Origin of the sequence: Halorussus salinisoli (assembly GCA_005239435.1) — an archaeon.
GTDB classification, from domain to species: Archaea; Halobacteriota; Halobacteria; order Halobacteriales; family Haladaptataceae; genus Halorussus; species Halorussus salinisoli.
Genome location: SZNP01000006.1, coordinates 115,203 through 137,194, shown reverse-complemented (window position 1 = coordinate 137,194; position 21,992 = coordinate 115,203). Strand labels below are relative to the sequence as shown.

The window sequence follows — 21,992 nt, the reverse complement described above, 5'->3', positions numbered from 1 at the left end:
GTACGTGTGAGGCCCCCCGGCAAAAATCCTCGCTTCGTCGCTGGAACGCCCGCGACGCGCGGTCGCTCTCGTAGGGTTCGGCGGGAGTTCGCTCTCGCCCGAACGGGAGAGGCCGCGCCGAAGGGTAGAGGCCCACCGACGAGGTACGAGAAACAAAATTATATGTTATAAAATATTTTCCTACATCTAGAAATTATATCTCTTCCTTTCGGCTCACTCGTCGAGTTGCTGAGCGATGTTCGTCAGGCTGTCGTCGGGCGACTCAGTGGCCTCGTAGAAGGCTCGCTCGCCGGGTTCGCGCAGGCCGTACTTGAATCCCGCCTCGATGACGTCCACGAGGACCGACTGGTCGAACTCGATGCCGGTTCCGTCGACCCACGACGAGAGGTGGTTCTCGGCGTCGCCGGGGTTGCGCGCGAGCGAGGGCGTCTCGTAGAGGCCGCGAATCTCGCGGCCGTCGTCGGTCAGCGGCGATTCGATGCGGGCGCGGTACTCGGTGTCGTCTGCGACGACGCGGACGAGTTCGCCGTCCGGAAACCGGTCGGCGTCCGCCGGCGGAATCTCGATTTTGGGGCGGTCGAGTCCGCCGCTTCGCGTGAGCGTCGCACGGACGGTCGTCAACGAAGAGTGGTCGCTGGAGATTCGGTCGGCCATAGCGAGTGCTGGGCGACGGTAGGAGCGTGAGAGAGAAAACTGCTGTGGTCGGGAGCGCTACTCTTCGTCCTCGCCGCCGTCGCCGAGGAGGTCCTCGACCGACTCGTCGCCGCGCTCGCTGATTTTGACGTTGAGTTGGGCCGTCGCGTCGCTGACCTCTCCGCCGCGCACGGTCACGCGCTTGCGCTCGCCGTCGCGCGAGGGCTTGTAGCCCGTGCCGCCGTCGAGCAGGACCTCCTTGAGGTTCGGTCCGGAGACATCGCCGCGCATCGGGCGACCGGCGTCGTCGGAGCCGCCGGTGATCTCGACCGTGTAGCCGTCGAGACCGACTGCGCCGCCGTCCGCTTCCTCGCCGATGGACTTGCCGAGGAATCGGTTCGCGTCTTGTCCGTCTACGTCGCGCTGGTAGGTCGTCCCGGATTCGGGATCCGCGACGACGACCTGAAAGTCTGCCATACGGGTGAGAAAGGGGACGCACCCTAAAAATACGTCGAAGTGCCACGGGCCGACGCCCCGGGCCAGTCGCTTCGTGTGGAAACGCTAGTCGGTCCGAACTCGGCGCAAGTGAACTTTTGACCGTTCGCGTCGTCCTCGCTCCATGCGCGATAGAACCAAGACACTGGTCGCGGGCGCTGGCGGACTGCTCGCGGCGTGGGTCGGATGGGGCATCTACGTCGACCGCACGACCGAGCGCGTGTCCGCCGAAACTATCGAGACGTTCGACGGCGTGGAACTCCGGCGGTACCCCCGGACCGTCCTCGTGGAGACGACGGCCGACGACCAGCGCACCGCCTTCGGTCGGCTCTTCCGGTACATCTCCGGCGAGAACGCGACCGACGAGGAGCTATCGATGACCGCGCCCGTGGCGACCGACGCGGCTGGAACCGACGCGTCGATGACCGCACCGGTCCGGACCGCGCTGGCCGACGGCGAGAGCGTGTCGATGACCGCACCGGTCCGGACGACGGCCGGGTCCGGCGCGCAGGACGCCGGCGTCACCATGGCGTTCTACCTCCCGGCCGAGTACACGCCCGGGACAGCGCCGACGCCGACCGACCCCCGAGTCCGACTCGTGGTCGAACCGCCGCGTGAACTCGCGGTCCGGCGGTTCTCGTGGTACGCGACCGAGGACCGCGTCGAGCGGAATCTCCGGGAGCTACGGGACGCCCTCGAAGCCCGCGACGCCGAACCGCACGGACGCCCGGTGGTCCTCCGGTACGACGACCCGTGGACGCCGCCGTTCATGCGCCGGAACGAGGTCGCCGTGGAGGTCGGCGACGAGAACGAGCGCTGAGAACGCGGTTCTACTTCCCGACGATGCCCTCGTCGATGTCGCCGTAGGCGACGACTTCGCCGCCGTACTCGTCGGCGAACGACTCGGCGTCACCCTGCGTCGAGAAGGGAACGAAGTCGGGTCCCATCGCGCCCTCGACTTCGCTGTCCACGACGTACTGGAGGTCCGTGGCGCGAGCGAACGACTCCGGTTCGGTGTGCGAGGAGATGGTCGTGGTGCCGCCCTGGGTCGAAACGTCGTAGTCCACCGACGAGTAGTCGGTGACGTAGCCTGCGTCGAGGTTCCAACCCATCCCCTCGCGTTCGAGTTTGTAGGGGAAGAAACACTGCTTCAGCGAGTCGAAACGCGCCGGATTGTCGTGGCCCTCGGGACTGTCGCCGTCGTAGAAAATCTGGCCGTTCGGACCTGGATGCTTCTCGACGACCATCCCGCACGCGTCGCAGTCGAGGCCGCCAGCGACCGAAATCGGGTCCGGTACGTCGCCGTCGTCGCCAGTCAATCCGCCGAGACATCCCGCGAGTGACGCCGCGACCCCGAGCGCGCCCGCCCGGAGGACCGAACGCCTGCGCCCGTCGGTCGCGTCTCGGTGGTGGTCGTGCGTGCAGCGACGACGCTCGGCGTCGTCGCCCAGAAGAGCGGACTCTCGGTCCGGGGAACACATGTTACGTACACTTCGTCGGGACCCATCATACCTCCTCGCCCGGTTCCCGGAAACTGAAACCGGGAGAAGGGGGTAAGGGTATGCCGTGCCTACGGTCGTCAGACGCACCCGCCCCCGCGGATAGCTGGTGACACGTTACGAGATGAATTCGAAACACGTCCTCGCGGTCCTGTTCGCCTTCCTGGTCGTGAGTAGCACCGCGTTCGCGGTGGACGTGGGCGCGTGCCGCCCCGATCCGGTCCCCTTCGACGACACCATCGGCATGGGGATGACGGCCGCCGCGACGGTTGAGGCCCGCGAGCGCGGCGTCGAGATTCCGAGAGCGGAGGTGTTCTACTCCCAGTATCGCTACGTCGTGGGCTACCACGGCATCACCTCGCTGGTCGACGAACTCGGCCGCGAGGGCCACGCCCGCCAGTTCGGCGTCCCACACGCGGTCTACGTCAGCGACTACGCCGACGCACAGTTAGAAGTCGGCGACGACGACTACCTCCGGGTTCCGGACACCCCCTCGACCTACGTCGGATGGGTGGCCGCCGAGGAGGCCTACTTCGTGGTCGGCAGTCGAGCGCGAACCCCGGCAGGCGAGGCCATCGTCCCCTTCTCCTCGCGGTCGGCCGCCGAGAAGTTCGCTGTGGCCCACGGCGGCGAAGTCCGTGGCTGGGACGCGATTCGCGCGACGTCGTTCGACACCGAGGCCGCGACCCGCGAGGCGTTCGAGAGCGAGGTTCGCGGCCAACACCAGTGGGCCCACCGGCGAGTCGCCGACGCCGGGGGCCTGCTCGACAGACCGGTCTCGGTCGTGGTCGGCGAGGACGCCGAGACGCTCGCGCGAGCGGTGGCGGCCGCGCCGCCGAACACCACCGTCCGCGTCCCGCCCGGCAGTTACGACGCGAACCTCACCATCGACAAGCCCCTGACGCTCCGCGGTGCCGGAAACGCGACGCGCCTCCGGGGTGACGGCAACGGGACCGTGGTGACGGCGACTGCTCCCCGGGTGGCAGTCACGGACCTCCGGATTACCGGCGTCGGCGGGACGCTCTCGGCCGAGAACGTCTCGACGGACCGGGCCGACCAGTGGGACTACCGCGTCCAACTCGGCTACGGGTACGGTGACGCGGGGGTCACGTTCGACTCGGCCAACGGGTCGCTGGTCCGAAACGTCTCCATCGACACCCCGTCGAACGGCGTCGTCGTCCGGTGGAGTCCGAACGCGGTCGTAGACGACGTGCGTGTGAACGGGAGCGACGACTGGCAGGACGGCTTCATGGGCGTCATGGTGATGCGTTCGCGCGTCGTCGTCCAAGACTCGACGTTCGCCGGGGGGAGAGACGGCGTCTACACCCACCTCGCCGACGGATTAGTCGTCCGGGACAACCGGATGGTCGGCCGGGACGAGATGCGGTTCGGCGTCCACGAGATGTACACCTCGGACGCCCTCGTGGCGAACAACACCGCGACGGGGACCGGCATGGGCGTGGTCGTGATGACGCGCCCGACCGGAAATCTCGTCGTCGGCAACGAGGTTCGAGACAGCTATTCGGGCGTCAACGTCGGCGGCCGGGCGTCCTACGTCGCCGGAAACGTAGTCGTGAACAACCACTACGGTATCGAATCGCCCTCACAGACCACCATCTACGAGCGCAACGTCGTCGCCAACAACGACGTGGGCCTCCGAGCCTCGTCGCTCATCCCGACGAACCGAGTCGTGTCGAACGACTTCGTGGACAACGACCGGTACGTCTCGGCGTCTCTCGGCCCGCTCAGGGTCTGGACCGCCGAGGGTCGGGGGAACTACTGGAACGACGCCCCCGGCGGCGACACCGACGGCGACGGCGTGATAGAGCGACCGTTCCAACCGAGCGGCCCGGTCGATAGCCGCGTGGACGACGTGTCCGGAGCGACGACGCTGGCCGAGTCTCCCGTGTTGACCGCTCTCCGGGCGCTTCAGGGCGTCGTCCCCGGACTTCGGCCCACGGGCGTCGTGGACGAGGCACCGCTGGCCGACCCGGTTCGTCCGGCGGTCGTCGCCAACGTGACCGACGCGAACCAGACGAGAGGACGATGACACACCGAACTTCCACCGAACAGCAGAGCGACGAGTCGGGCGCGTCGGGTGACTCGCTCGAACCGAGTGCATCGGACGAGCGAACGAACGTTCTCGAAGTCGAAGGTCTCGGCCACTCGTTCGACGACGTGAACGTGTTCTCTGACCTGAGCTTCTCGGTCGAGGCCGGAACGGTCACGGCACTCGTCGGACCGAACGGGTCGGGGAAGACGACGCTCCTGCGAGCGCTCCTCGGGCTTCTGGAACCGGACGAGGGGCGCGTGAACCTGACTGCCGGGGGAGAGACCGGCCGTCGGGTGGGCTACCTCCCGCAGAGCCCCCGATTTCGACCGGCGTTCACCGTCGAGGAGACCCTCCGGTTCTACGCCGACCTGCTTGACCGCGAGGTGGACGTGTCGGCCATCGTCGGACGCGTCGGTCTCTCGGAGGCGAGTGACCGCCGGGTAAACGCCCTCTCTGGCGGAATGATCAGACTACTCGGCGTGGGACAGGCGATTCTGGGCGACCCGCCGCTGGTCGTTCTCGACGAACCGACCGGCGACTTGGACCCCCGGATGACCGAGTACGTCTTCGACGTCGTTCGGGACCTCGCCGACGACGGGATGGCGGTCCTGTTGGCGACGCACAACCTCTCGGGGGCCGAGGAGGCCGACGCGGTACTGCTCCTCGACCACGGCGACGTGGTGGCGGAGGGGTCGCCCGCCGACTTCGTGACACGCACCGACGCCGACACGTTCCGAGAGGCGTTCCTCGCGCTCACGGGCCGCGAGGCCGGTGTGGACGAGGAGGGGACGCCTGACGCTCCGTCGGTCAGCGTGCGGACGCAGGGAGGTGACGCGGAGTGAACCGCCGGTCGTTCGTCCGACTGTTCGCCGTCGTGGGCCGGGAACTGACCACGGTCGTCCGGACGCGAGCGTTCCTCGCGCTCGCCGGGGGATTCGCCGCGGTCGTCGCGGTGCTGGCGTGGACCGCTGGCGCGGTCGGCTACGTTCCGCTCGTTCTCGACCTGCTCACGCCCGTCGAGGTACTGGTGCCCGCCCTGGCGCTCGCGTTCGGCTACCGGGCGGTTCTCGGCGACGAGGAGCGCGGCGAACTCGACGTACTCCGGACCCTCCCGGTCTCGCGTTCGACGTTCGTCGTCGGCGTCTATCTCGGACGGGCGGCCGCCTTGCTGGTCGCGGTCCTCGTTCCGCTCCTCGGGGTCGCCCTGCTGGTGCCCCTGTTCGGTGGCGTCGGGACCACCGTCATCGCCTCCCACGCCGCGATGGACTCGCCGCTCCTCTACCTCCGGTTCGTCGTCCTCACCGCGGTGTTCACGCTGGTCCTGATGGGCGCGGCGATGGCAGTCTCGACGACCGCCGGAACGACGCGGGCGGGTCTCGTCGTCGCGGTGGCGCTCGGGGTGGCGCTCGTCGTCGGGTTCGACGCGGGCATCGTCGCCGGACTCGCTGGCGGCGTCGTCCCCGAGGGCGCGCTCGAACTGGTCCTCGCGCTGAGTCCGAACAGCGCCTTTCGAGGCCTCGTACTGGAGACGGTAGTCGGCGGCGTCGAGTCGGGTGCGCCCGCCGCCTCGCCCGTGGTGGGTCTGCTCGGTCTACTCCTGTGGCTCGTCGGTTCGCTCGCAGTCGCGGTGGTCTCGGTGTGGTCGGGCGACGGTCGATGAGTCGTCGAGGACCTGTCGGCTTCCGGGCTACGAGAAATCGCCGAGTTGGCTGTTGACGCGGTACTCTCGCTCTGCGGTCTCGTCGTCGGGTTCGACCGTCCGGACCCACGCGGTGTAACTGTCCGGGAGGTCGTCCAACTCCACGCGAATCTTGAGGACGGTCGCTTCGCGGGCTTTCGCCCGCATCGCCTCGCGCTGGCTCCGCTCGAACGACCCGTCGCCGGTCTTGACCTCGCACCAGTACTCGGTCAGGACCGGCCGGTCGGGACCCAGTCGGACCACCGCGCGGCAGTCGGGTTCCCACCGTCGGCCCGACCGGACCGTCACCGGGTCGGGGTCGGTGTCGAGTTCGACGCGGAGGTCCCCGTCCTCGCGCTCGGGGAGGTCGGTATCGACTCGGGCGAAGTGGGTCAGGAGCGGCGGGTTCACCTCGGGCGTGCAGACGACGGCCTCCCCGAGCGCGCCGTACTGGTTGGCCTCGGTGTCGAACGTCAACCCCTCGGTGGGCGTCCCGTCGGGGTTCTGGGTCCGACGCTCGGGCCACGCCACGAGGTAGCCGTCCACGTCGGTGGGGTCCTGCGGTGCCGCTCGCTGGACCTTCACCGGAGTCTCCCCGCCGTCGGAGAGGTCTCTGGCGCGTCGATGGGCGGCCGCCTCGGAGCCGAATTCGAGACGGTCGCCCTCCGTGCGCGCGACTCGCCGCGCCGCCTCGTTGGCGTCTCGCGCGCTCTCCTTGACCGCGACGGTGAACGACTCCGATTCGTAGTTCATTACCGGGAGTGTGTTCGGCCGGGCTATTTCAACTTGAAGATGCGCGACTATGGTCCCGAATAGAGATAGGTACGTACTTCTTTCGTATATGAATACATTTCTCTAGCGTGTATTTGTACACGTTAGAGATGTGTTATACTGGCTTAGACAGTAGACCTCGGGCTACAGATAGCTACTGTTTAGGTGTGAAATCGAGTGGAGGTAGCTACTGCTCGAGCCAAGGAGTACCGCACGGCATCGCGACCGCACCGCGACAGCCTCACGCCGCCCCCGCCTCGCTCACTTCGGTCGCTCGTCCACCGTCAGAGGCACACTCCGACGAGCCTTCCGTCACTTCGCTCCCGAAGACACCGGAGGACAAACAACGTCCTCCGAACCTGCGGTCACGTCCGTTCCCGCAGGCACCGGCAGACAAACGGCGTCTGCCGAGTCTGCACTCGCGTTCGCTCGCGCAGACCTCGCGCGGTTGGCGCGGTCGCGCTGCGACCGCGCCAGCGCGCGCCGAGGTGAACTCCGAGTGTTTGCGGTAGCGGTTTGCGGTACGGTGCGCACCAGCGACTTACCGCGAGCGAACGAGCGGAGCGAGTGAGCGAGCGGGCCGAGGAACCCTCGAAGCCTCGCGCCGACGGCGCGGGGCTGAGGGGGTGACGACGGCTTTTTGGTGGAGCTTTTTAGCGAGAGCAGTCGCCGACGGCGACTGCTCTCGCAATAAAAAGGTCCTTTAGAAGGGATAGTCGCGCTTCTCGGTCTGCGTCGAAATCCACTTCGTCTGGGTGAGTTCGTTCAGAATCTCGTCACCGTCGTACCGACCCATGCCCGACTGCTTCATCCCGCCGAACGGGATGGCTGGCTCCTCGTTGACCGGTTGGTCGTTGATGTGGACCATGCCCGCCTCGATGGACTCGGCGAGGTCGTGCCCGCGGTCGAGGTCGCCCGTGTGAATCGCGGCCGCGAGACCGTGTTCGGTGTCGTTGCCGAGTTCGACCGCTTCGTCCTCGTCAGAGAACGGAATCACGGGCGCGACCGGGCCGAAGTGCTCGTTGCAGGCCGCGGCCATGTCGTTCGTGGCGTCCGAGAGGACCGTGGGTTCGACGTAGAGGTCCTCGTGGTCGCCGCCCGCTTCGAGGGTCGCACCCTGCTCGACGGTCCGCTCGACGTATTCGAGAATCTGGTCGCGCTGGCCCTCGTCGATGACGGGACCGACGACGTTCTCGCGCTCCCGGGGGTCGCCGATGGGGAGTCCCTCGGCGCGCTCGGCGAGTTTCTCGACGTACTCGTCGTACAGGCTCTCGTGTACCAGATGGCGGTTGATGGAGATGCAGATCTGGCCCTGGTGGAGGAACGACCCGAAGACGGCGCTATCGACCGCGGCGTCCACGTCGGCGTCCTCGGTGACGACGAAGGGGTTGTTGCCGCCGAGTTCCATCGCCGGGAGCGCGAGGTTCTCCGCGGCCGACGCGGCGACCTGCTTGCCGACTTCGGTCGAACCGGTGAACGCCATCACGTCGAGTTCCGGGTGCGACGCCATCCGGTCGCCCACGTCCGAACCGTGGCCCGTCACGACGTTCAGGACGCCCTCGGGCAGCCCCGCCTCCTCGAAGAGGCGCGCGATGAGCAGGCCGCCCGTGATGGGCGTCGAGGAGGCCGGTTTGAGGACCACGGCGTTGCCCGTCGCCAGCGCGGGCGCGACCGCCCGCATCGAGAGGTTGAACGGGAAGTTCCACGGCGAGATGACGCCGACGACGCCCTCGGGCACGCGCTGGACCTCGTTCTCCTTGCCGGGAATCATCGAGTCCGACGTTTCGGTGTCCATCTTCCCCGCGAGACCGGTAGCGTGGTGGCACATCCCCTGTGCGGTCTGCCACTCCGCGAACGCCTTCGCGTTGGCGCTGCCGGACTCGACCGCCAGCAGTTCGAGGATGTCGTCGCGGTGGTCGTCGAGCAGGCCGATGGCGTCTTCGATGACCGCGGCGCGCTCGTCGGCCGACCGGTCGCTCCACGACGCCTGGGCCTCGGCGGCCGCCTCGTAGGCCCGGTCCACGTCCGCCTCGGTCGCGGCCGGGACTTCGGCGATCTGCTCGCGCGTCGCCGGGTTCTCGACCGCGATGGTCTCGTCGCTACTCGCTTCGACCCAGTCGCCGTCTACGTACAGCGCGTCCCAATCGCCGTCGGTGGTAAAGCTTCTGTCAGTCACGCTCGTCCGTAGGAGTTCGAGCGGGAAAACACGATTGGGTGGCGGCGTGGCGGTCGCGTCAGCGCCCGGAGAGCCTCTCACCGCAGAGTATTGTGTTTAATCCAGACTACCGCGGCCTGGTGACGAAAATTTATAACCGCCGACGATAAAGCCTCGCTTTAAATGAGCAAGTATGATTTCAGAAACGAACGTGACGAGCCGCCCGACGACGGTCTCGCGGTTTTTCGAATGAAACTCCGGCAACTCAAGACCGAGGGCTGTAACCTGCTCGTCGTCGGTGACGCGCCGCGTGAGGTGTTCACCCGCACGAGCGAGGGCATGCTCGGCGATTCGGCGGCCCGGCGATGGCGGGTTTTCGCGCTGACCGACGCGAGTCCCGAGAGCGTCTACGACCGCCTTCCGGCGGCGTCGGATACGCCTCGGCCGCTCTCGAAGACGACGAAGGTAGTCAACCACGCCCTCCCGCCGCGGCCGATAACTGACCTCGCAGACACGCCCGTCGCGGCCGTCCCGGAGGTGTCCGTCGGCGACGCGAATCTCGCCGGACTCCGAACCGAACTCGACGAGGCGATCAGGGAGTTCTGCTCGCAGAGCTATCGACCCGCGGAGATTCGCGTGACGGTCGATTCGCTCGCGCCCTTGCTCGACCACTACGAGTTCGAGGTCGTTCGCCGATTCCTCCGGACGGTCGGCGAACGCGTCCACGACTGCGACGCCATGGCTCACTACGTCCTGCCGCGACCGTACGACAGTGAGTACTGTCAGCGTCTCGTCTCCGAGTTCGACGCCGTGGTCGAACTCCGGACCGTGCCCGAAGAGACTCGCGCCGACGCTGGCGAGTCGAACCAGTCGAACACCGGAACTCGGTCACACCACGCCGAAGAGCGCTGGCACCTTCCGAACTCCGACACGACGATGCCGTGGATTCCGCTCTGAGAAGTGACGCGTGGCACAGATGTTTTGTAGTGTGACCGTCACGCTTCGATAGCAGTCGTTTCGACGGAGGACGGAGATGGTGCCGAGGTTCGACACGTTCGACGACGCCACCGGATTCGAGGTCGTAGACCCCATCGAGACCCGCAGGTTCACGCTCTCGACGCCGAGCGCCGTCGAACCGACGCCCGCCGACCCCGACTCGTTTCGGTTCCCCGTCAGCTCTGCTTGCACCGTCGTGACGAGCGCACTCACCTTCCCCTATGCGGTGCTGACGTACGTCTGGGACGCCGACGGCGACATCCTCTCGGAACTCGCCCACGACGAGTCGGCCGAGTTCCCGCCGGACGAGTATCTGATCGAACTCAACGTACCGGTCAAACTCTATCTCCACGTCGAGGCGGGCGTTCGCGTCGAGTCCGAGACGGACTCGATGCGCATCGAGTTCGACAGGGAGACCACGGTGGCGGTCGGTGCGCGGTCGTTCTCCGAGACTCCGGCGGGGACGGTCACGACCACCGACGACCCGGTGGACGCGATGGCGGCCGTCTCGACGTTCGGGTCGGCGCTGGAGACGACGACCTGCGAGCGGTCGTGGCCGACGCTGCGGGGCCATCCGCCCCTCATCGAACGCGGTGACGAACTCTCGATTCCCGACGGACTCGACGCGCCCGAGACCGGCGTCACGGTCGCGGTGCCTCCGGAACACGAGGCCGTCTACGCTGTCGCGCCGCTGGCCTACTACTTCGGCGCGGAAGTCGTGCCCGGCGAGACGCCGCGACTGACCGTCGGCGGATTCGAGCGCCGCTTCGACGACGGGGCCGGGGTAGAAGACTGGGCCGGGGTCGAAGACGGGGTGGTTCGGACGCTCGAACAGGCGTTCTTCCTCGACTGCGCCACCCGGACCGAGGGACACTACTCCGTCGAGTTGGCCGACCGGAACCGACTCGAATCGCTCGTGGACCTCGACTTCGCCGACCTGTACGGGATGCCGCTCGACGAGCAGTTGTCGGCGTACTTCTCGATACCCTACTCGACGCTGGCCGACGCGATGCCGGCGTGGCACCGAATCGCCTACGTCCGGCCGGACCCCGAAAACGTCGAGACGCTCCCGCATCTGGTCAACGACCTCTCGATTCTGCGGACGCCGCCGCAACCGACCTACGAGGAGACCGACGAGATGCGCGAGACCCAAAGCGCCATCGACGACTTCAAGCGGGCCACTCCGTCCGATAGGGGGGCCACGCGACGTCCCGACGAGGCTGGCGGCACGGGGTGGACCGACGAGACCGACTGGGTGGACCAGATCGACTGGACCCTCGAAACCGACCGACGACGAGGCGTACCCCCCGTCGAGGAGTACGTCGACATGCCCGACGTAGACGCACACGAACTCGCGTGGGTCGGCGACGGCACGCCGATACGCGGAACCAAAGTCCTGCCCCAGGCGTTCCGGAACGAGACGTCCGACACGAGCGAGGACCTCATCGACGTCACGGTGGTCTGCAACGACGACGAGATGCGCGAGGAGTGGGACGCGGTCGCCGAGGTGTACGCCAAACGCGAGACGTTCGACTTCGACCTGGACGTCCACTTCGACGTGTCGACGTCAGAACTCCGGACGCTGTTGCAGACGCCGACCGACCTGTTCCACTACATCGGTCACATCGACGGCCGAGGGTTCGAGTGCCCCGACGGGGTTTTCGACGCCGAAACGTTGGACGGGGTGGAGATCGAGGCGTTCGTCCTCAACGCCTGCCGGTCGCACGACCAGGGTATCGCGCTGATAGACGCCGGAAGTCGCGGCGGCATCGTGAGTCTGGAGAACGTCGGCAACCGCACCGCGGTCGAGTTCGGAGAGACGCTCGCAAAACTGGTTCACAACGGCTTCAGCGTCGGGAGCGCGCTGGCAATCGCCCGGAAGCACACCGTCGTCGGGACCCACTACATCTCGCTGGGAGACCCCGGCCTGACGCTCGCACAGAGCGACGACGTTATTCCGCTCACCTACGTCGTCGAAGACGAGAGCGCCGACCGGATGTCGCTGACCATCCGCGGCTACCCGACGCGAGACCATCCGATAGGGAGCGTCTCGAAATCGTATCTCGAAGACGGCCCGCAGTTTCTCTCGACGGGGCCTCACGAGGTGTTGTCCGAGCGCGAACGGACGAAGGAGGTACTCGCCGACATGCCTCACACGCCGCTTATAATCGGCGGGGACCTGGTGTTGGGCCGCGAGTGGGTGAACGACTCGTAGCTCGTTACGGTCCGCTTGACCCGCCGTCGGCGACGACGTTTCCGACTTCGACGAGGAGGAGTGTCAGTAGCCACGCGGCCTTCACCAGTTTCGGTCTGTCGGCGATGGCCTCCACCACGCTGTTCCGGAACCCGGACATTCTCTCGCCCACTTCCCTACTCCTCTGTTTCACTTCTTCGAGATACAACGAACGACGACCCGTCCTTCGAGTTTCCATCTACAGGTAAGAGAAAGCCTACCGGATGCAGTCGTCGTTCGCCGGTAGACGGACGCGCCCGAGGATACGGGACGCCGGGGAAGGGTCTCGTCCGAAGCCACGGAGAACGTTCTCGCCAGCGTCGGTATCGGTAACGCCAGCGTCGATACCGTGCTGTAGCGTCTCGTCGTCCGTCCGCCGGAACCGCGACGGTACGGACTAATACGAAACAAGCTCTAGAAAATCAATACGTTGCTTAGACACTTCTGCACGTATACGAGTCGCCCTGCCAAACCCTTACTTCCGCTCGCCGACAACTCGTCTCCCATGAAGCAGTTCCCGTCCGTCCCCCGCGCCGAAAACGCCCCGTCAGCCCTGTTCGACTCCGGCCACCTCTGGATTCAGGAGAAACTCGACGGGGCCAACTTCCGCTTCCGACTCCGCGAGTCGGGCGCGCTCCAGTTCGGTGACCGGAGTCGGACGTACGACGCCGACGAGATACCCGAACCCTACCACCACGCGGTCCGGCACGTCCGCGAGCGATTCGACCGGGAGGCGCTCCGGAACTCGGTCGAGGACGTGGAATCGGTCGTCTTCTTCGGCGAGGCGATGCACCGCCACGCCATCGACTACGACTGGGACCGGACCCCCTCGTTTCTCGGGTTCGACGTGTGGGAGGCCGGCGAGGAGCGATTTCTGCCACCCGACGCCGTCGAACAGATTTACGACCGCCTCGGTCTCCAATCGGTCAACACCCTCCAGAAGGAGGTCCGGGCCGTCGATTTCGACCCCGCGTCCTACGAGATTCCCGACTCGGCGTGGTACGACGGTCCCGCCGAGGGCGTCGTCGTCCGGAACAAGACCGGCCAGCGAGCGGCGATTCTCCACCCCGACTTTCGAGAGGCGGACGACGCCGTGCCGGTCGAAGCGCCCGCCGACGAACTCGCGCGGAAGTACGCCACCCGCCACTGCGTCGAGAAAGTCGTCCGCAACCTCGAAGACCGCGAGCATCCGGTCACGTTCGACGCCGTCTACGACCGCGTAGTCGAGGCCGTCGTGCGCGAGGAACACCATCGACTGTTCCACGACGACCGGTCCATCGACGTGGGAGCGTTCCGCTCGGAGGTCGCGGCCCGGACGCAGGAACTCCTCGACGGCGTGCGATCGGACGCCTAGAACCCGAGCGCCCGCCGAAGTCGCGCGACGAGACCGCCGCCGGAAGTCGGTAGTTCGCGGGCCAGCGCGTCGAGTTCCTCGTCGTCGAATCGGTCGTCGTGGCGGGCCTCTCGCAACCACTGCTCCCACTCCTCGGCGGTCAGGGCGCCCCGGGATTCGGGACCCCACTGTTCGACCAGCGCCTCTCGTCCACGGAACGGGATGTCCATCTCGCCGCCGCCCCAGTAGAGCGGCGAGAGCCAGAACTCGTACTCGGCGGTATCGTCCGCGGACGCCTCGCCGTCTTCGCCAGCGGACGCCTCGTCGTTCGGGAACTCGATGCGATACGGGTAGCCGTTGTAGAGGAACACGTCGTCGGGCGTGACGGTCTCTCCGTTCGGAAGTTCGAGGGTCCGGGCCATTCGGTCGCGTGGTGCTACGGGCCGCGGGGGTTTGAGGATTCGGCCGCCGGAGACGCGCCTCGAAGCGCAGTTCTCGGGAACTAAAAATCGGCTCACTACTTCATGAGTCGATTCGACGTATCTTCGCTCATGAGCACGCCCGAGGACTGAGAGGGGTCGATACCCCCCGACTACGAGATTGCACAGTCAGTCGACCTCCGACCAATCACCGAAGTCGTCGAACCGTACGGGTCCTCGGCCGCCACCGACATGGACGTGGACGCCGACGGGTCGATTTCGGGGCTGTTCTGACCGGCGCTCCCCGCCACGTTACTCGTGACCTGCGCTCACCCGCCGTCGCGTTCGCAGAGCGCGAGTCGCCAGTTCCGGTGGTCGGTGAGCGCCCGGTCTCGAAGCGTCCAGTCGCCCTGCTCCTCGACCGGTCGGGCGACTTGCACCGTCGGCGAGGCGACCCACGAGAGCGGCGGGCGGCGGTCGCTGTGGAAGCCGTGTGCCGACAGCAGCGACGAGGGCAGACTGTCCCCGGGGGCGAGTATCACGTCCGCGTCGGCGTGTCTCCGGAGGACCGCCGGCAGGAGCGCGGACAGCGCGCGCTCTCTGTCGGCACCGCCAACGAGCGGAACCACGTCGGCGAGTCGGGCGAGGGTCGCCCCGTCTCGGCGAGTTCGAGAGGCGACGACGATGGCCGCGGCGGGTCCGTCGTCGCGCGCGACGACCGTTTCGTACGTCCACCGGGGGTTGTCGAACCGCCAGCGGTAGAACGTCTCGTCGCGGGCGACGTGGAATCGACGCGGTGTCCCGGCGTCCGCGAGCGACGCGAGGAGTTCCGGCGGTACGCCGTCGTGCCACCGACGCGCGAACTCGCCGGCCGACGACGCCTGCCAGTCCCGAACCGACAGATACGACCGGGCCGCGAATCCTCCTGCGGACTTCAACGGTTCCGCGAGTCTGCCCGCGGATTCCAGCGGAACGGCGTCCGACAGCCACGCGGCCGGGTTCTGCACCCGGTAGTAGGTCGCCTGTTCGCCGACGATCTCCCACCCGAGTTTGAGATTCCCGGGGAGCGAGAGGTCGTTCGGGAAGTTGAAGAAGCAGTCCACGTCGTCGGCGTAGCGGTCGACGGCGGCCTCCGTCATTCGCGTGAACAATCCCCGTCGCTGGTGGTCGGGGGCTACCATGGTGTCGCACGGCTGAAAAGCGAGGTACTCGGCACCGTCGGCCCGGAGTTCGAGCGGGAAGAACGCTCGCGCGCCGACCACCTCGTCGTCGGTCTCGGCCAGGAATATCGGGACGTGGTCGACGTACGGGTTCGACCGGTACTTCCAGTCGAACCACTCCTCGCCCATTCGCCCGCCCAACACCTGCTCGAACAGCGAGAGGAACGCCCGTTCGTCGGTCGATTCGTAGGGACGCACGGTGTAGGTTTCACTCACGGAATTCCCTCCCGCGTCGGGTCCCGCAGTTCGCCGCCGTACTGCGGACGGTCCCTCGACTCGTCGCGGTCTCGCGGGCGTTCCGTCCGACCGTCGCCGCGCACAGCGAGCATCGTCCCCGTCTGAGTGCCCGGGGCACTATACTAATCGCCGCCTAACCGCGGATTCCGACCGAAAAGTCCGTTTTTCTCTCGGGTGGGGTGACCTGCAACCGTTGAAACGCTCCCTTGCAGTTGTTACCCGCCGGATAGTAACCCGCCTCGTCTCCCGACGTAAGGTAGTGATTACGCGAACGCCAGACGCCGCCCGACGGACGGATCGGTCGGTCCCGGCCCGCGCATCTTCGTCTCCCGGTTCGACATCGTCACCTGCCGGTTCGACGCCGCCGCGCGGCGGAGGGAGGACGAGATGGGTTCGGCGGTAATCTCGTTAGACGCCGAGTTAGCGTGGGGGTTCCACCACTACCCGGAGCCACCGAACGACGTGCTTCGACACGCTCGCGGCGTCTGGGGGCAGCTGTGTCGGCTCTTCGACGAGTACGAGATTCCCGCTACCTGGGCGATCACGGGCCACCTCATGCTCGACGCGTGCCGAGACCCCCACCGCGGTCATCCCGCGGGCGAGCGATGCTGTACGACCGCGACCGACGACCTTCCGGCCGGAAAGCTCTGGTTCGGCGACGGACTCGTGGACACCGTCGCCAGCGCCGACGTGGACCACGAAATCGCCAGCCACGGGTTCACGCACGTCCACTTCGAACACGAGAGCATGGACCGGGGGTTCGCCGCCGACGAACTCGCGGCGTGCGTCGAGGCGGCGGACGCCCGCGGGTTCGACCCCTCGTCGTTCGTCTTCCCCGTCAACAGGGTCGAGTACCGCGACCTGCTCGCCGACCACGGCTTCGACTGCTATCGCGGCCACCCGGCCGGCGAGTCCGACCGCGGACCGATTCGGCGGCGAGCGACCAAACTCGCCAGCGGAATCGTCGGGAGGCCGGCCCCGCCGGTCGTGACCCCGCACGTCGACGAGTACGGACTGGTCGACGTCCCGGCGTCGCTCTACCTGTTCGACTTTCAGGGCGTCGCCCGGTCGATTCTCGGCCGCGTGACGACCGACCCGGTCGTCCGACGCGCGGTCGCCGGCATCGACGCGGCCGCGAGGAGCGAGGGCGTCTTCCACATGTGGCTCCACCCCCACGACGTTCGAGGGCCGCGCGACGTGGCCCGACTCGATTCGATACTCTCGCACGTCGCGGCCCGACGCCGATCTCACGGTCTGCGAGTCGAGACGATGGGGGACGTGGCCGACAGGGTGCGGGCCGCGTCCCGCTGACCGCGACGCGCTCCGATAGAACGGTACGTGTGTTTCCAAAAGAATTGAAAATATATGCTTACCACTTATATGGTCGTCTCTGGACTCACTTCTCGACGGGTTCGACGCTCACCTCCATCTTCCCGGCGGCGGCCTTGTACTCGGGAATCTTCGCCTCTGGGTCGAGCGCGTCGTTCGTGAGTCGGTTGATGGGCGCGTCCGGGAAGTGCGGGGTCGACCAGATGACGCCCGGTTTCACGCCGTCGGTCACGTCGGCCTTCAGTTCGACCTCGCCGCGCCGCGACGAGACGACGACGCGCTGGCCGTCCTCGACGCCGAGGTCCGCGGCGTCGTCGGGGTGAATCTCCACGAAGTTCTCCGGGACGACGCGGATCAGCGTCTCCGAGCGCGTACTCATCGCTCCCGAGTTGTAGTGTTGCTCGATGCGCCCGGTCGAGAGGACGAACGGGTACTCGTCGTCCTCGGTCTCGGCCGGTGGCTGGTGGCGGACCGCGCGGAACTTGCCGCGGCCGTTCTCGGTCTCGAACGACTCGGCGTAGAGGTAGGGCTCGCCCTCGTCGTCCTCGTCGTAGCAGGGCCACTGGACACCTTCGGTGCCGAGGCGGTCGTAAGTGACCCCTCGATAGATTGGGCAGACCTCACGGAGTTCCTCGAACACGTCCTCCGGGTCCGAAAAGTCCCACCCGTGGTCGAACAGCCGACTTCCCATCTCGCTCAGAATCTCGAAGTCGTGCTTCGTGTTCCCCGGCACGCGAGTCGCGGCGCGCATGCGCTGGACGCGCCGGTCGGTGTTGGTGACGGTGCCCCCGCGCTCGGCCCACGAGGTCGCCGGGAGAATCACGTCGGCCAGTTCCGCGGTCTCGGTCATGAAGACGTCCTGCACGACGAGCAGTTCCATCTCTTGGAGGTACGCCTCGGTCTTGGAACTGTTCGGTTCGCTCATCACGGGGTTCTCGCCGACGACGTAGAGGCCCCGAATCTCCTCGCCCGCGGCGTGGGTGATTTCGACGTTGGTGAGGCCGGGTTCGTCGGGCACCTCGAACCCCCACGTTTCCTCGACGGTTCTGCGAGCCTCGTCGTCGGCCACCGACTGATAGCCCGGCAGGAGGTTCGGCAGGGCACCCACGTCGCAGGTCCCCTGCACGTTGTTCTGCCCCCGCAGGGGGTTCACGCCGGTCCCGGGTCGGCCGAGGTTTCCGGTCGCCAGTGCGAGGTTGATGAGGTTCTGGACGTTGTCGGTCCCGCAGGTGTGCTGGCTCATCCCCATTCCCGTGAAGATGGCCCCGTTCTCGGCCGTAGCGTACGCTTCGGCGGCCTTCTCGATGTCGTCCAGCGACACCCCGGCAGTCTCGGCGGCCTGCTCGCGGTCGAAGTCCGCGAGGCGCTCTTCCAGCGACTCGAAGTGGTCGGTACGCTCCTCGACGAACTCCTCGTCGTGCCAGCCTTCCTCCAGAATCGTGGCGAGGACCGCGTTCAGCAGGGGAATGTCGGTCCCCGGCTTCAACCGGAGGTGGAGGTCGGCGTCTTTCGTCGTCTCGTTCTCGTGGGGGTCGACCTGCACGACGAAGGTTCCGTCTTGGGCGGCCTTCCTGAAGTACTGGCTGTGGGCGATGACGTGGTTCTCGGCCGGGTTCGCGCCCTGAATCCAGTACACGTCGGCCGATTCGCGGAGGTCACGCATGCTGTTGGTCATCGCGCCCGTGCCGAGGCTCTCGCCCAGCGCCGCCACGGTCGAGGCGTGACAGAGCCGGGTGCAGTTGTCCACGTTGTTCGTCCCGAACTGGCGGGCCAACTTCTGGACGAGGTAACTCTCCTCGTTGGTCACCTGCGACGAAGCGAAGAAGCCCACGGCGTCCGGGCCGCGCTCCTCGCGGATGCGCCGGAGTTCGTCGGCCACCTGCGACAGCGCCTCGTCCCACGTCGCTTCCCGGAACTCGCCGTCTTCTCGAATCAGCGGCGACTTCAGGCGGTCGGGATGGTTCACCACCTGCGGCGCGGCCCCGCCCTTGATGCAGAGCGCCCCCTCGTTGACGGGCGCGTCGTTCCAGCGCGCCAACTGCACGTCGCCCTCTTGGTCGCCCTCGGTGAGCGCGAGACCGCATCCGACGCCGCAGTACGGGCAGATGGTCTCCGTTCGCTCCGGTTCGTTGCTCATACTCACGGGTTCTGCCGGAAAGATAATCAAGGTGCGTGTGGACTGGAATCTCCTCTCAGTCCCCCCTCGACACCGCGACGCGAGAGATTTCGACCAGAAAACATACATCCGGAAAGCGAGTGGCCACACGCCATGCGACGGAGACGCTTCATCGCCGCCCTGAGCGCCACCGTCTGCTCGGGATGCAGCGCCCTCACCGACCAGCGACGCTCCTCGGTCACGGACTCGCGGACGACCACCTCGACCCCCACAGACACCGCGACGGCGAAATCGTCGACCGAGAGCGCGACAGAACCCACCGCGGCAGACCCGGACTCCGAGACCACGCCCGCCGACGTGAGCGACGGGTGGCCCCCGGACCGCCGCGTCGTCGCCCAGCGCACCGTGGACCGGACGCTCGCGCTCTCGCCCGCGGGCCACACCACGGCCGACCACGGCAGAGTCGAACTCGGCTTCGCCGCGCCCGCGACCCCCGACCGGCCCGCCCTCCTCCGGGCGACCCTGACGAACCTGAACGACTTCGAGAACACCTTCCGACTGGACGAGACGCCGCCGTTCGACTCCACCCCGGACGCGAGTCCCGACACGACCGCGAATCGACTGCCGGTGTTTCTCGCGCCGACCGAGAACCACGACCTGCGCGAGGTCGTTCCCGCGTACGAACGCGGCGACGACGGCCGATGGCTCCTCACCGACGAAGACGACTGGCTTCCCGAGACGGTCACGCTCGGTCCCGACGAGACCGTCCGCAGCGAGTACCGTCTGGTCCAGCATCCCGACAGCGAAGACCCGCCGCTCGGTCGGTACGAAATCGGCCCCGAGTTCGCGCTCGGCCTGACGGCGTGGCCGACAACCGGACCCGGCCCGGACAACTCCTCGGCGTTCGCGGGCGCGACCCCGCCGTCGCTCCCCGTCGAGCGCCCGGTGAACTGGTACCACGACGCGGGCCCGGAGACGCCGGTCTACCTCGAACCGTCGGCGGAGTCGGTCACCCTCCCGGCCGAAATCGAGTTCACGCTCCACAACCACTCGCGTCGGTCGCTCTCGTGCGAGTTCTTCCACCTCTACCGACTGGAAGACGGCGTCTGGGAGTCGCTCCGGCACGGATACGCGGTGCAAGCCTGCTACGGTCGCGCTCCCGGCGACCGGACGACCTTCCGCCTCCGGGCGTTTCCGGGCAAGATCGTTTACGGCGACGGCGGCATGCGAAGTCACTCGATGCAACTCGACCCCGGCCGGTACGCCTTCGCGGTCGGCTACGACGTGGTGTACGCCGCGTACTTCGACCTCGGCGAGTCGGAATGCTCGGTTCGAGACGGACACGAGTCCGGACCGTAATCGACGGATGAAAACGGTCCCGGCCGCTATCGACCGATAATGAACGTCGAATTTCTCGGCGGGGCCCGCGAAATCGGGCGGAGCGCCATCCTCGTGGACGACTCGCTCCTGCTCGACTACGGGATGGCCACCGGCAACCCGCCCTCGTTTCCGGTCGGCGACCCCGACCCCGACGCCGTGGTCGTGAGCCACGGACACCTCGACCACGTCGGCGCGGTCCCCTCGCTGCTGTCGGGCGACGCCCGGCCGCCCATCCACTGGACGCCGCCGACCCGCGACCTGACCCGCGTGCTGGCCGAGGACACCCTCAAACTCCACGGCGGGAGCTACGACTGCCCGTTCACCCACACCGAGGTCAAGCGCCTCTCGCAGGTCTCGGAGACCCACGGCTACCGCGAGACCTTCGAAGCCGCGGGTTACGAAATCACCTTCTTCGACGCGGGCCACATACCCGGGAGCGCCCACGTCCTCGTGGACAGCGAGGGTCGCAGTCCCTCGGGCAATCGGACGCAGTCCGATGACGACGGCGAGACGCGCCTGCTCTACACCGGCGACTTCCACACCGAAGACACGCAACTCCTCTCGGGGACGACCGCGCGACCCGACGCCGACGTGGTAATCACCGAATCCACCTACTCCGACGTGGACCACGACCCCCGACAGCAGGTCGAAAAGTCGTTCGCCGAGAGCGTCCGGACGACCATCTGGGAGGGCGGGACGGTGGTGGTGCCAGCGTTCGCCATCGGACGAACGCAGGAGATGCTGATGGTCTGCGAGGCGCACGACCTCGACTGTTACGTCGATGGTATGGGCCAACAGGTGACGAGGATTGCGCGGCAGCACCCCGAGTTCGTCCGCGATGCCGACGCCCTCGGACGCGCGAAGTCCAACGCCCGGTTCGTGACGGGCAGGGACGGCCAGCGCAAGCGCATCGCCGACAAGAACACGGTCATCGTGACGACCAGCGGGATGCTCTCGGGCGGGCCAGCGATGACGTACGTGCCCGAAATCCGGGCGAATCCGACGAACAAGATCGCCTTCACGGGCTATCAGGTCGAGGGGACGCCGGGCCGCGAGTTGCTCGATTCGGGCCGGGCCGAAATCGACGGTCGGGTGATGCCCGTGAGCGCCCGGACCGAAGCCTACGACTTCTCGGCCCACGCCGACCGCGACGGCCTGTTCGACTTCCTCGACTCGTACCGCGACGCCCGGATTCTGGTCAACCACGGCGACAGGTGTGCGGAGTTCGCCGAGGAGTTGCGGGGCGAGGGATTCGAGGCGAGCGCGCCGGAACTCGGCGAGGGGTACGCGCTCTCGGCGTGAGGGCGGCCGTCCGCCGGCGTAGACGCTCGGCTTTCGGCCGGAGAGAGCTACGGGAATCCAAATACGTAATTAGGTGGACTGTCGAGGGGTGTGTGAGCGGAGAGGTGACCGACGATTCTACGTGTGGAATTCAGAACTATTCC

The 21,992-nt window shown here is 67.1% G+C and carries 19 protein-coding genes; 10 read left to right on the top strand and 9 right to left on the bottom strand.

All coding sequences use genetic code 11. The features are described from left to right. Positions 1–213 precede the first annotated feature (213 nt). Positions 214–654: a DUF7112 family protein gene (locus E2484_RS17540; protein WP_137286485.1), complete on the bottom strand. Its 441-nt coding sequence runs from the start codon at positions 652–654 to the stop codon at positions 214–216. 57 nt (positions 655–711) lie between these two features. Continuing rightward, positions 712–1,110 carry a 30S ribosomal protein S6e gene (locus tag E2484_RS17535; RefSeq protein ID WP_137286484.1) on the bottom strand — a complete coding sequence of 133 codons (399 nt, stop codon included), beginning with the start codon at positions 1,108–1,110 and terminating at the stop codon, positions 712–714. A 142-nt stretch (positions 1,111–1,252) separates the two neighbouring features. Between E2484_RS17535 and E2484_RS17530 the strand changes: the two genes are divergently transcribed. Next, positions 1,253–1,948, top strand: coding sequence for an SOUL family heme-binding protein (locus tag E2484_RS17530; protein ID WP_137286483.1), 696 nt, complete (start codon positions 1,253–1,255; stop codon positions 1,946–1,948). A gap of 10 nt (positions 1,949–1,958) precedes the next feature. Here the strand turns inward: E2484_RS17530 and E2484_RS17525 are convergent, their stop codons facing one another. Further along, complete coding sequence (locus E2484_RS17525) at positions 1,959–2,609, bottom strand: nitrous oxide reductase accessory protein NosL (RefSeq protein ID WP_137286482.1); 651 nt, start codon at positions 2,607–2,609, stop codon at positions 1,959–1,961. Positions 2,610–2,751: 142 nt separating this feature from the next. Here E2484_RS17525 and E2484_RS17520 point away from each other — a divergent pair, with 142 nt between their 5' ends. From E2484_RS17520 to E2484_RS17510, 3 genes are read left to right on the top strand one after another with little or no spacing between them, the layout of a single operon-like run. Then, positions 2,752–4,677, top strand: coding sequence for a NosD domain-containing protein (locus E2484_RS17520; RefSeq protein WP_137286481.1), 1,926 nt, complete (start codon positions 2,752–2,754; stop codon positions 4,675–4,677). Next, entirely contained in the window at positions 4,674–5,522 is an 849-nt protein-coding gene (locus E2484_RS17515; protein ID WP_137286480.1) for an ABC transporter ATP-binding protein, read from the top strand. The genes E2484_RS17520 and E2484_RS17515 overlap by 4 nt, the downstream gene beginning before the upstream one ends. Continuing rightward, positions 5,519–6,340, top strand: a complete 822-nt coding sequence (locus E2484_RS17510; RefSeq protein WP_137286479.1) for an ABC transporter permease — start codon at positions 5,519–5,521, stop codon at positions 6,338–6,340. The genes E2484_RS17515 and E2484_RS17510 overlap by 4 nt, the downstream gene beginning before the upstream one ends. 27 nt (positions 6,341–6,367) lie before the next feature. Here E2484_RS17510 and E2484_RS17505 read toward each other — a convergent pair whose 3' ends face one another. Together E2484_RS17505 and E2484_RS17500 are read right to left on the bottom strand one after the other, a co-directional pair. After that, the gene (locus tag E2484_RS17505) at positions 6,368–7,111 is read right to left on the bottom strand and encodes a hypothetical protein (RefSeq protein ID WP_137286478.1); all 744 of its coding nucleotides are present in this window, start codon (positions 7,109–7,111) and stop codon (positions 6,368–6,370) included. A 721-nt stretch (positions 7,112–7,832) separates the two neighbouring features. Next, positions 7,833–9,305: an aldehyde dehydrogenase family protein gene (locus tag E2484_RS17500; protein WP_137286477.1), complete on the bottom strand. Its 1,473-nt coding sequence runs from the start codon at positions 9,303–9,305 to the stop codon at positions 7,833–7,835. A gap of 162 nt (positions 9,306–9,467) precedes the next feature. On the opposite strand from E2484_RS17500, the gene E2484_RS17495 reads away from it, so the two are divergent. Then, entirely contained in the window at positions 9,468–10,241 is a 774-nt protein-coding gene (locus E2484_RS17495; RefSeq protein ID WP_137286476.1) for a DUF7504 family protein, read from the top strand. Positions 10,242–10,317: 76 nt separating this feature from the next. Then, positions 10,318–12,495 (top strand): CHAT domain-containing protein, encoded by a 2,178-nt coding sequence (locus E2484_RS17490; RefSeq protein WP_137286475.1) that lies wholly within the window; start codon positions 10,318–10,320, stop codon positions 12,493–12,495. Between the two features lie 4 nt (positions 12,496–12,499). Here E2484_RS17490 and E2484_RS25145 read toward each other — a convergent pair whose 3' ends face one another. After that, a complete protein-coding gene (locus tag E2484_RS25145) occupies positions 12,500–12,646 on the bottom strand; it encodes a hypothetical protein (protein ID WP_170977402.1) in 147 nt (48 codons plus the stop codon). Between the two features lie 372 nt (positions 12,647–13,018). On the opposite strand from E2484_RS25145, the gene E2484_RS17485 reads away from it, so the two are divergent. Further along, positions 13,019–13,867 carry an RNA ligase family protein gene (locus E2484_RS17485; RefSeq protein WP_137286474.1) on the top strand — a complete coding sequence of 283 codons (849 nt, stop codon included), beginning with the start codon at positions 13,019–13,021 and terminating at the stop codon, positions 13,865–13,867. On the opposite strand, the gene E2484_RS17480 is transcribed toward E2484_RS17485, so the two are convergent. Further along, positions 13,864–14,268, bottom strand: coding sequence for a hypothetical protein (locus tag E2484_RS17480; RefSeq protein ID WP_137286473.1), 405 nt, complete (start codon positions 14,266–14,268; stop codon positions 13,864–13,866). The two genes, E2484_RS17485 and E2484_RS17480, sit on opposite strands and share 4 nt — an antisense overlap. A gap of 326 nt (positions 14,269–14,594) precedes the next feature. Then, positions 14,595–15,701: a GNAT family N-acetyltransferase gene (locus tag E2484_RS17475; protein WP_137286472.1), complete on the bottom strand. Its 1,107-nt coding sequence runs from the start codon at positions 15,699–15,701 to the stop codon at positions 14,595–14,597. A gap of 408 nt (positions 15,702–16,109) precedes the next feature. Here E2484_RS17475 and E2484_RS17470 point away from each other — a divergent pair, with 408 nt between their 5' ends. Further along, positions 16,110–17,033, top strand: a complete 924-nt coding sequence (locus E2484_RS17470; protein WP_137286471.1) for a polysaccharide deacetylase family protein — start codon at positions 16,110–16,112, stop codon at positions 17,031–17,033. Between the two features lie 85 nt (positions 17,034–17,118). On the opposite strand, the gene fdhF is transcribed toward E2484_RS17470, so the two are convergent. Next, the gene (gene fdhF, locus E2484_RS17465) at positions 17,119–19,188 is read right to left on the bottom strand and encodes a formate dehydrogenase subunit alpha (protein ID WP_137286470.1); all 2,070 of its coding nucleotides are present in this window, start codon (positions 19,186–19,188) and stop codon (positions 17,119–17,121) included. 132 nt (positions 19,189–19,320) lie between these two features. Here fdhF and E2484_RS17460 point away from each other — a divergent pair, with 132 nt between their 5' ends. Next, positions 19,321–20,526, top strand: coding sequence for a hypothetical protein (locus E2484_RS17460; protein ID WP_137286469.1), 1,206 nt, complete (start codon positions 19,321–19,323; stop codon positions 20,524–20,526). Between the two features lie 39 nt (positions 20,527–20,565). Next, complete coding sequence (locus E2484_RS17455; RefSeq protein ID WP_137286468.1) at positions 20,566–21,849, top strand: MBL fold metallo-hydrolase; 1,284 nt, start codon at positions 20,566–20,568, stop codon at positions 21,847–21,849. Positions 21,850–21,992: the final 143 nt, after the last annotated feature.

Excerpts from the sequence above, each read along its gene's own strand:
- E2484_RS17540 (WP_137286485.1), bottom strand. The coding sequence starts at position 654 with ATGGCCGACCGAATCTCCAGCGACCACTCTTCGTTGACGACCGTCCGT.
- E2484_RS17535 (WP_137286484.1), bottom strand. The coding sequence starts at position 1,110 with ATGGCAGACTTTCAGGTCGTCGTCGCGGATCCCGAATCCGGGACGACC.
- E2484_RS17530 (WP_137286483.1), top strand. The coding sequence starts at position 1,253 with ATGCGCGATAGAACCAAGACACTGGTCGCGGGCGCTGGCGGACTGCTC.
- E2484_RS17525 (WP_137286482.1), bottom strand. The coding sequence starts at position 2,609 with ATGTGTTCCCCGGACCGAGAGTCCGCTCTTCTGGGCGACGACGCCGAG.
- E2484_RS17520 (WP_137286481.1), top strand. The coding sequence starts at position 2,752 with ATGAATTCGAAACACGTCCTCGCGGTCCTGTTCGCCTTCCTGGTCGTG.
- E2484_RS17515 (WP_137286480.1), top strand. The coding sequence starts at position 4,674 with ATGACACACCGAACTTCCACCGAACAGCAGAGCGACGAGTCGGGCGCG.
- E2484_RS17505 (WP_137286478.1), bottom strand. The coding sequence starts at position 7,111 with ATGAACTACGAATCGGAGTCGTTCACCGTCGCGGTCAAGGAGAGCGCG.
- E2484_RS17495 (WP_137286476.1), top strand. The coding sequence starts at position 9,468 with ATGAGCAAGTATGATTTCAGAAACGAACGTGACGAGCCGCCCGACGAC.
- E2484_RS17490 (WP_137286475.1), top strand. The coding sequence starts at position 10,318 with ATGGTGCCGAGGTTCGACACGTTCGACGACGCCACCGGATTCGAGGTC.
- E2484_RS17485 (WP_137286474.1), top strand. The coding sequence starts at position 13,019 with ATGAAGCAGTTCCCGTCCGTCCCCCGCGCCGAAAACGCCCCGTCAGCC.
- E2484_RS17480 (WP_137286473.1), bottom strand. The coding sequence starts at position 14,268 with ATGGCCCGGACCCTCGAACTTCCGAACGGAGAGACCGTCACGCCCGAC.
- E2484_RS17470 (WP_137286471.1), top strand. The coding sequence starts at position 16,110 with ATGGGTTCGGCGGTAATCTCGTTAGACGCCGAGTTAGCGTGGGGGTTC.
- fdhF (WP_137286470.1), bottom strand. The coding sequence starts at position 19,188 with ATGAGCAACGAACCGGAGCGAACGGAGACCATCTGCCCGTACTGCGGC.
- E2484_RS17460 (WP_137286469.1), top strand. The coding sequence starts at position 19,321 with ATGCGACGGAGACGCTTCATCGCCGCCCTGAGCGCCACCGTCTGCTCG.
- E2484_RS17455 (WP_137286468.1), top strand. The coding sequence starts at position 20,566 with ATGAACGTCGAATTTCTCGGCGGGGCCCGCGAAATCGGGCGGAGCGCC.